Source organism: Arsenophonus sp. ENCA, assembly GCF_002287155.1.
GTDB lineage: Bacteria > Pseudomonadota > Gammaproteobacteria > Enterobacterales > Enterobacteriaceae > Arsenophonus > Arsenophonus nilaparvatae.
On the sequence record NZ_NHNG01000308.1, the window covers coordinates 1 to 6,983 of the forward strand.

A 6,983-nucleotide genomic window follows, 5' to 3' on the forward strand; every position below is an offset into this window, starting at 1 on the left:
CTTTAGGGCGGAAACATCTACTTTTTAACCATCGGCTAACCGTGTCATGAGATAAAGGCGATGGGCTGACTTCTGATAACGCCAAACTAGAGTATCTTACACTGCTTACTTGCAAGAATATTTTATAAATATCTTTAATGCATGGATAACCGGACAAAATATGAACATCCTGATTTTTTCTTGTTTTTAAATTTATACTTCTTTTTTAGAGACTGCGAAACTCGTGTATTAAGCAACACGCTTATTGCACCACCTCCTCACCGTTATCTTCACCAGTACCGCGCAGGTGCTCGGGTAACTGAAAATCCGCATCGTCGACATCCGCATCGGCTTTTGCCCAGTCGGGTACCAACTCTGATACTGCGTGGTGGGGTAATGAAAAATCACTGCGTAACACATTGATTTCAAACTCAATATCATTGAGTAAGCCTGCTAAATAATCGGCGTGGGACGTGATATCGCCACTGTGGCTATTTAGTTTTTCCAGCCCTTCCCGAAAGCGGCCCATTAATATGGCCTTGACATCAAAGCCTACCAGGCCAATTTCTTCACGGAGCTGGCGTAAGCCTTCATCCCCTAACGGGCGATATTGATCGATCAGGCGTTTTTCACTCAGTTCATTGATCTTTTGATCTTTCTCATTGGCCAAGCGGCGGCTGGCTTTAAGTGATTTTTCTGTATCACGTAGTTTTGCCTTGAGTTCACGTACCGACATGCGATCAACCTCGTCTAGTGTCAGGCCAGCGATGGTGCCACCTTCGGCGAGTTCGGCGAGGTCTTCGTCGTCTTCGGTCATCAGTTCAAAGAGTTTTGTTTTTCCTAAAGCTGCCAGCGATGGCAGCTTTGCCTGTAAAGCTGGAGAAAGATATTTAATTGAAACCTGCATCATTCTTGCTGCTGTTCTATATGGAAGCCCAAGATTTTCTTCAACTATTCTCATAAACTCACCATACGGCTCGTTTTCTTTCAGGATAATTAGCCGTTTACCCGCCTCCAGCATGGCCTCGGCACTCTGTGCCATATAGAAGCGCGCTTCATGCACAATCCGCTCGCGCTGATAGGGCAGGCCCTCGCCGTACTTGTCCATAATGGCCTGCTGATGTTCAGACAGGGCATTAAGGTTGGTCATTAAATCCGGTGTCAACGGTTGCTCGGGGGTGATATCAGCCGGCATCGGTAACGCTTTTCTACCCATTATTTTTCCCTCTTACGGTTTTGACGATGAGGCTACGCAGCGCCCATGTCTTTCCGCCATCTTGATTTGTGCCCGTTCTGTTTCATCAAAAAAGGCCAAGGCAATCTCTATCAACTGTTCGCTCAGGGCGTAATTCCCGTTGAGGCGCCGCTCAATCATCCCTTCTTCCAGTAAAAACGGCAGGGTACGACTGATATTGGCAGGGGAGTCATTGATAAGCGCAGCCAGGGCTTTATTGGACAGACCGTCGCGGTAATGCCCTTTCATAGCTTTCAAAATACGCAGTGCCCTGCGTGTTCGGGAAGGCGCCTGCAGTGCTAAGGTGTTTTTCATCGGATGCCTCTTTTTCATTAATGGAAATTGTGATACCGTCAGTGAAACAGGCGAATGTTATTTCTTATGGCGCTTTTTGCCCGATGGCATGGGGGAACCCATGATCTGTTCAATCGCCTGCTTGATTTTACGGGCTTCACCGCGCCAGCCCTGGCAGGAGCCATCAAGCAACATATAAACCTGATAGGGTTTGAAGCCGGATTGGCGTGCCCACGCCGCCACCGTCGGGTAGTCCTGATAGATTCTGTTATAAAAACTGCACTTAAAGTCAGCGGGGTGTTGCAGTGACATGGTGTTATCTCCGTCATAAAAAGTTAAAAATAAATATACATTGATATTCAAAATGATGTAAAGTCTTTTTTGTTTGTTTTTGTGTATTTCTTATTACCGTTAAAAACCACGGGCTGTTATCGGCCTAAAGGAGACCTGTATGGCAAAGAAAAAAGCAGCAGCTAGCCTGTCTATGAGTACATCGGACAATATCACGATTGCGGGGGGGGAGGGGCAATTGCATACCCTGAAAAAAATACAGAAAACAGCGCTCAACAGGACGTGATGGCGCGTTTTGGTGATGGGCTACCCTATGAAAGGGAGCGCATTGTGCATGAAGCACGCTTCTATATGGCACAAAGTGCTGAAGCCATGCTGGAGGCGGGCAAGCGATTGATTATTCTTAAGGAGAATGAACCACATGGGGAGTTTATGAGAATAGTTGAAGAAAATCTTGGGCTTCCATATAGAACAGCAGCAAGAATGATGCAGGTTTCAATTAAATATCTTTCTCCAGCTTTACAGGCAAAACTGCCATCGCTGGCAGCTTTAGGAAAAACAAAACTCTTTGAACTGATGACCGAAGACGACGAAGACCTCGCCGAACTCGCCGAAGGTGGCACCATCGCTGGCCTGACACTAGACGAAGTTGACCGGATGTCGGTACGGGAATTACGAGCCGCGTTACGTAAAGATGAAGCGGCGCTTAAACGCAGTCAACAACTGGTAGCAGAAAAAGAAAAGCAGTTACAACAGTTGAGTCAGCAACTGGCTGGCAAAACCTCTACGACCGCTACGAGCGATGAACAGGCTCCGCTCGATACCCAGCAGTGGGTGACACTAACGCTGGAAGGCGTGGGAGACCGCTTGAAGTCGGAACGTCTACGGCTGGGACTGAGCCAGGAGATGTTCGCCGAACGCTGTGGGGTTAAAAAACTGACCCAGTACAACTACGAAAAAGGCGAGCGACACCCTGATACTGCCTATCTGATTGCTGCAAAGGCTATTGGGGTAGATTTACTATTTCTTGTTACTGGAGAGCGCAGTGATGAAGCCAGTGCGCTTGATGTGGTGCGCGATGAGGAGGAGGCGGAAATGTTAACAGCTTTCCGGCATATCCATGGCGAAACCCGCGAAGTGGCTAAACGCACCTTGACGGCAATGGCAGAGAAAAAAGCTGCTCGTCACCGCGTTTAACCCTTCCCCATTCCTAACCGAGAATGGGGTTATTTAACGGTAATAATCAGCTCATGCCGTTGCGTGGGCTGATTGCTATTGAGGCTATAGCGAATGGGTACGCTCTCCATGGTAAAGTCTTGAAACATTGCCCGCATTTCAGGAATATCATTGACCGAGATAATCATCATCCCCGCCAGATCCCGTCCCATGCTGGCCAGTTTTTCATATTGGTCAAGACCAAAATCCACCCCATACCCCTCAGTGCCCCAATACGGCGGATCGCAATAAAACAGTGTGTGCGGGCGGTCATAACGGGCAATGCAGCTTGACCAATCGAGTTGTTCAATGGTGGTGCGTGACAATCGCAGATGCGCCAGCGACAGCTCCTCTTCCATCCGCAACAGATTAAGACGCGGCGCACTGGTGGTGGCAATGCCGAAGGTGTGTTCGGCAACTTTACCGCCGAACGCCTGTTTTTGCAGGTAATAAAAGCGGGCCGCGCGCTGGATATCGGTTAAGGTCTCGGGCGGGGTTATGTTCAACCATTGATACATCGCCCGGCTGACCAGCGCCCATTTAAACTGGCGCATAAACTCTTCCAGATGGTGTTTCAGCACCCGATAGAGATTGACCAGCTCACCGTTGATATCGTTAATCACTTCCGCTTTGCTGGGTGACTTCATAAAGTAAAGCGCCGCCGCGCCACAAAATGGCTCCACATAACAAGTATGTGCAGGGAAGCGCGGTAAAATCTGTTTGGCCAGCCGCCGTTTACCGCCTATCCAGGGCAATATTGGTAAAAAATTTTGCGTCATTGTCTGTAAGCCTGTTTCACTAATGGAAATTCGTGTAGACTCTTTCCTGTTCTCGAGAACGGAAAGCGCCACGGTTGACTCACAGGTATCCTCTGTGTGTTGGCGGCCTGTCAGGTGTTGTAGCACCCGATGGGTCGCGCTTTTTCTACTAACATACTGACGATTTAAAATTTAAATGAGGCATTCATAGATTAAGAATCAATTAAAAAACGGCTTGAAAATGTGAAGAAAAAAGAGCGTAGCAATATGGCGAAACTAGCAAGTAGCATGATCCCGCATGTTATAGGAAATGCAGTGGTGGCACTTATTGACAATCAACGCCCTATTACACTAGAAAATATTATTCAGCATTTTAAGGTTGAACTTCATCGTTCTCCCAACGCTCTACTTGAAAGCTGGTACCGAGAGGCCCTGACTTACCTCCAGGATTCAGTTTCGCCGCAATAAGATCTGCTGCTATCACTAGCAACGCCGCCCAATCAGATTCATCGGCGATGTATATGTCGTTATTTGTGCATCGCTGAAACGCATYATAAAATGTTTCATCTTTGCGTTTCGTGAAAAACCAGGTACCCTCTTCGCGTTCATGCCAACTCATCTCCTTCTCCTTCATTTTACTGTTGAATGTCTGCTATCTTGCTTTTTACATTTTACCAAGCCTTTTAAAGGACTTTAAAAGCGTTTAGCGCCCTGCCTTGTCACACTGTTTGTCTAATAGTTAGGGAGACAGTGATGAAAATCCGAAAAAAATTGACCTTGACCGACTTTAAAACCCCGCGCCTGGGCGGCTGGTTGCTCACGGCTGCCGGTCTGTTGCTGGTGATTGGCCTGGTCTCACCGCAGCAGCTGCCAATAGTGCTTTATAAGCTGGCCTTGATCACCCTGGCAGCGGTGGTTGGTTACTGGCTTGACCGTTCGCTGTTCCCCAAAGCCCGACCCGGACAATACCTGCACCATAACCACCCTGAGGTAGCACAAGGTCGACATCCGGTGCGCGGCGGCTGTCATCAGGTCTTTGCTGCAGCGCAGCTGCGCCGGGCGGTGATTGTGGCGGCAGTGTGTCTGAGTGTGGCAATGGGATTATGACCATGAACCTCTATCAACACCCACAGGGCGACCCCAGATGGCTGTTATTCCTTTTGCTGATAGTGCTCCTTGGTGGCGCGCTTGATGCCGATGCGGCGCGTCCCCCACAAGCGGCGCTAGCATACCGTACTGACCTGATACGCAACGCCCGTCTGGTGTGGGGACTCAATGCGCCGGTGGCGGATTTTGCCGCCCAGATTGACCATGAAAGTGGCTGGCAGCCGGGTATCACCAACCGCATCGGGGGGCTGGGGCAGTTTATGCCCGCGACTACCGACTGGATTGGTGAATTAATGCCGGCGCTCGCAGCCAAAGCGCCGCTCAATCCCGGCTGGAGCCTGCGGGCGGTGGTGACTTTCGACCGCTGGCTATGGCAGCGGCTGTCGGCGGTCAATCGCTGTGAACAGATGGCGATGACGCTATCGGCCTACAACGGCGGCTTGGGCTGGGTGCAGCGTGACCGCCGCCTGGCGGAACGTCAGGGGTTCAATGGTGGTCGCTGGTTTGACAGTATTGAGCGGGTCAATGCCGGACGCAATCTGGCGGCCTGGCGCGAGAATCGCCATTATCCCCGCCGTATTTTAAAAAGCCTGGCACCGCGTTACCTGACCTGGGGAGGGGCAAGCTGTGTTTAATGTTATCAGCATCAAAAGCCTGGGTGTAGTGCTTGGCATCGCGCTGTTATCCGGCGTGTGGTGGCAGGCTTACACGCAAGGCGTGAGTCGTTCAACCGACCGCTGCGTGGCAACAATCAGTCAGCTACGTGAGGCGTTTGCCATTCAGGAAAAACAGCGCGCCGAGCAGGCCGCGCAAAACCTGCAAGCGCTGCAACAACGATTTACCCATCAGGTGAAGGCAGCGCATCAGGCCGAACAGCACTACCTGACACGCATAGCGCAGCTTCACACCCAAACCCAACAATTAACCAGGCGGATAGATGACGTTACCCAACATTGGCAGGATGAAAAAGGCCAGCCTCATGCTGTGGCCTGCGTGTTTACTCGTGGCTTCGTGCAGCACTAYRACGCCGCCCTCGGGCTGTCAGACGTTAACGGTTCAGKCMCTGCCGCCSYTMCCRGCSKCMYTGGCAACMCGYCCMGGMCMMCTRCGTCCGCTGGTGAGCRGCKYMGMCCRAGTCCCGTTACCCAGCSCGATATCCTCGCCAATATCACCRAYAACGGGCARCAATGCCAGGTCTGGCGGGCACAGGTAAATGGATTACTGGATTACATYGAAGGAYTAMMRYMATGACATTACAGGTCGATTTCTGGGTACTGGTCAGCTATCTGTTTGGGCTGGYMGGYTTTCTSGGTGGGCTGGCCCGCTGGTTTATCMGGGARACCGAAAAGCGTCAGGCSGARCGRTTTGCTTCGCTGGAGCGATTAATGCGCGATTCCACTGATAAGGGGTCGCGCCTTGAGCGCGAGGTACTGGARTTCAARGTSGARGTGCCGGAGCGTTACGTCCGGCGCGACGAGTTTATTCATTATCAGCAGGTGGTGGAGTCACGGCTTGACGCGATTTACCAGAAGCTGGAAAACATTCAATTGCGTCAGGCRACRGGAGGAAACRCATGATAGATACCGAACAGGCGCGCCGTGAAGGRCTGCGCTGGGTGTTGTTGCAGGTGGTTAACAAGGCACGGCCCTATCCGGCCAATGACCGMYTGCTGTTTGAYGTCGGGCATGCCCTGTAYCCCGAYTTRACCTTAATGGAGCTGCAAAAAGAGTTACTGTTCCTCGATGGCCTGAAACTGGTACGCCTGACCCGACCCCCTGCGCGCTCATGGACGGCCACACTGACGCCGGAAGGGGTGAATCTGGTGGAATACGTCACCGACGATATCCCTGGCATTGCCCGTCCGGCGAAATACTGGAGGGAATAAACATGGCCGCGAGAAGCAAGGTAGAAACCCTACCATCCTCAGTGCGTGAATGGCTCGACAGGGCACTGACCGAGCGTAATTTTAGTGGCTATCGGGAACTGGAAGCCTTGCTGCATGAGAAGGGTTATCGCATCGGTCGGGCACAAATTTCCCGTTACGGTCAGAAGGTACAACGCCGCTTTGCTGCTATCCGTGAAGCTACCGAGATGGCGCGTATCAT

Annotated in this window: 12 protein-coding genes and 1 pseudogene; 8 read left to right on the plus strand and 5 right to left on the minus strand. The window is 51.1% G+C overall.

From position 1 onward, the window contains the following. Positions 1-241: 241 nt before the first annotated feature. From CBG25_RS08300 to CBG25_RS08310, 3 genes are read right to left on the minus strand one after another with little or no spacing between them, the layout of a single operon-like run. Positions 242-1,195 (minus strand): DUF3102 domain-containing protein, encoded by a 954-nt coding sequence (locus CBG25_RS08300; RefSeq protein ID WP_290605961.1) that lies wholly within the window; start codon positions 1,193-1,195, stop codon positions 242-244. A gap of 12 nt (positions 1,196-1,207) precedes the next feature. After that, positions 1,208-1,528, minus strand: coding sequence for an IclR family transcriptional regulator (locus tag CBG25_RS08305; RefSeq protein WP_290605963.1), 321 nt, complete (start codon positions 1,526-1,528; stop codon positions 1,208-1,210). A gap of 57 nt (positions 1,529-1,585) precedes the next feature. Further along, positions 1,586-1,819: a hypothetical protein gene (locus tag CBG25_RS08310; protein ID WP_280624565.1), complete on the minus strand. Its 234-nt coding sequence runs from the start codon at positions 1,817-1,819 to the stop codon at positions 1,586-1,588. 139 nt (positions 1,820-1,958) lie between these two features. Here CBG25_RS08310 and CBG25_RS08315 point away from each other — a divergent pair, with 139 nt between their 5' ends. The 3 genes and pseudogenes from CBG25_RS08315 to CBG25_RS08325 all read left to right on the plus strand — a co-directional run bounded on the left by CBG25_RS08315 (position 1,959) and on the right by CBG25_RS08325 (position 2,995). Then, positions 1,959-2,084 carry a hypothetical protein gene (locus tag CBG25_RS08315; protein ID WP_290605965.1) on the plus strand — a complete coding sequence of 42 codons (126 nt, stop codon included), beginning with the start codon at positions 1,959-1,961 and terminating at the stop codon, positions 2,082-2,084. Continuing rightward, a pseudogene (locus tag CBG25_RS08320) lies at positions 2,078-2,581 on the plus strand (DUF3102 domain-containing protein); the annotation flags it as partial. The gene CBG25_RS08315 and the pseudogene CBG25_RS08320, both read left to right, overlap by 7 nt. Positions 2,582-2,653: 72 nt before the next feature. After that, complete coding sequence (locus tag CBG25_RS08325; protein WP_290605973.1) at positions 2,654-2,995, plus strand: helix-turn-helix transcriptional regulator; 342 nt, start codon at positions 2,654-2,656, stop codon at positions 2,993-2,995. Between the two features lie 29 nt (positions 2,996-3,024). Here CBG25_RS08325 and CBG25_RS08330 read toward each other — a convergent pair whose 3' ends face one another. Next, positions 3,025-3,792 carry a DNA adenine methylase gene (locus CBG25_RS08330; protein ID WP_290605966.1) on the minus strand — a complete coding sequence of 256 codons (768 nt, stop codon included), beginning with the start codon at positions 3,790-3,792 and terminating at the stop codon, positions 3,025-3,027. A gap of 222 nt (positions 3,793-4,014) precedes the next feature. On the opposite strand from CBG25_RS08330, the gene CBG25_RS08335 reads away from it, so the two are divergent. From CBG25_RS08335 to CBG25_RS08345, 3 genes are all read left to right on the plus strand, one after another. Next, positions 4,015-4,239 (plus strand): hypothetical protein, encoded by a 225-nt coding sequence (locus CBG25_RS08335; RefSeq protein ID WP_290605967.1) that lies wholly within the window; start codon positions 4,015-4,017, stop codon positions 4,237-4,239. 285 nt (positions 4,240-4,524) lie between these two features. Then, entirely contained in the window at positions 4,525-4,878 is a 354-nt protein-coding gene (locus CBG25_RS08340; protein WP_290605968.1) for a putative holin, read from the plus strand. Continuing rightward, positions 4,875-5,513: a transglycosylase SLT domain-containing protein gene (locus CBG25_RS08345; RefSeq protein ID WP_290605969.1), complete on the plus strand. Its 639-nt coding sequence runs from the start codon at positions 4,875-4,877 to the stop codon at positions 5,511-5,513. Before CBG25_RS08340 ends, CBG25_RS08345 begins: the two co-directional genes overlap by 4 nt. Positions 5,514-5,637: 124 nt before the next feature. Here the strand turns inward: CBG25_RS08345 and CBG25_RS08350 are convergent, their stop codons facing one another. Next, on the minus strand, positions 5,638-5,799 hold the full coding sequence (locus CBG25_RS08350; RefSeq protein ID WP_290605970.1) for a hypothetical protein: 162 nt from the start codon (positions 5,797-5,799) through the stop codon (positions 5,638-5,640). 652 nt (positions 5,800-6,451) lie between these two features. On the opposite strand from CBG25_RS08350, the gene CBG25_RS08355 reads away from it, so the two are divergent. Both CBG25_RS08355 and CBG25_RS08360 read left to right on the plus strand, forming a co-directional pair. Beyond that, positions 6,452-6,763, plus strand: a complete 312-nt coding sequence (locus CBG25_RS08355; protein WP_290605971.1) for a hypothetical protein — start codon at positions 6,452-6,454, stop codon at positions 6,761-6,763. Positions 6,764-6,765: 2 nt separating this feature from the next. Next, positions 6,766-6,983 (plus strand): phage protein Gp27 family protein (locus tag CBG25_RS08360; protein WP_290605972.1); only part of this gene is annotated, 218 nt, incomplete at its 3' end.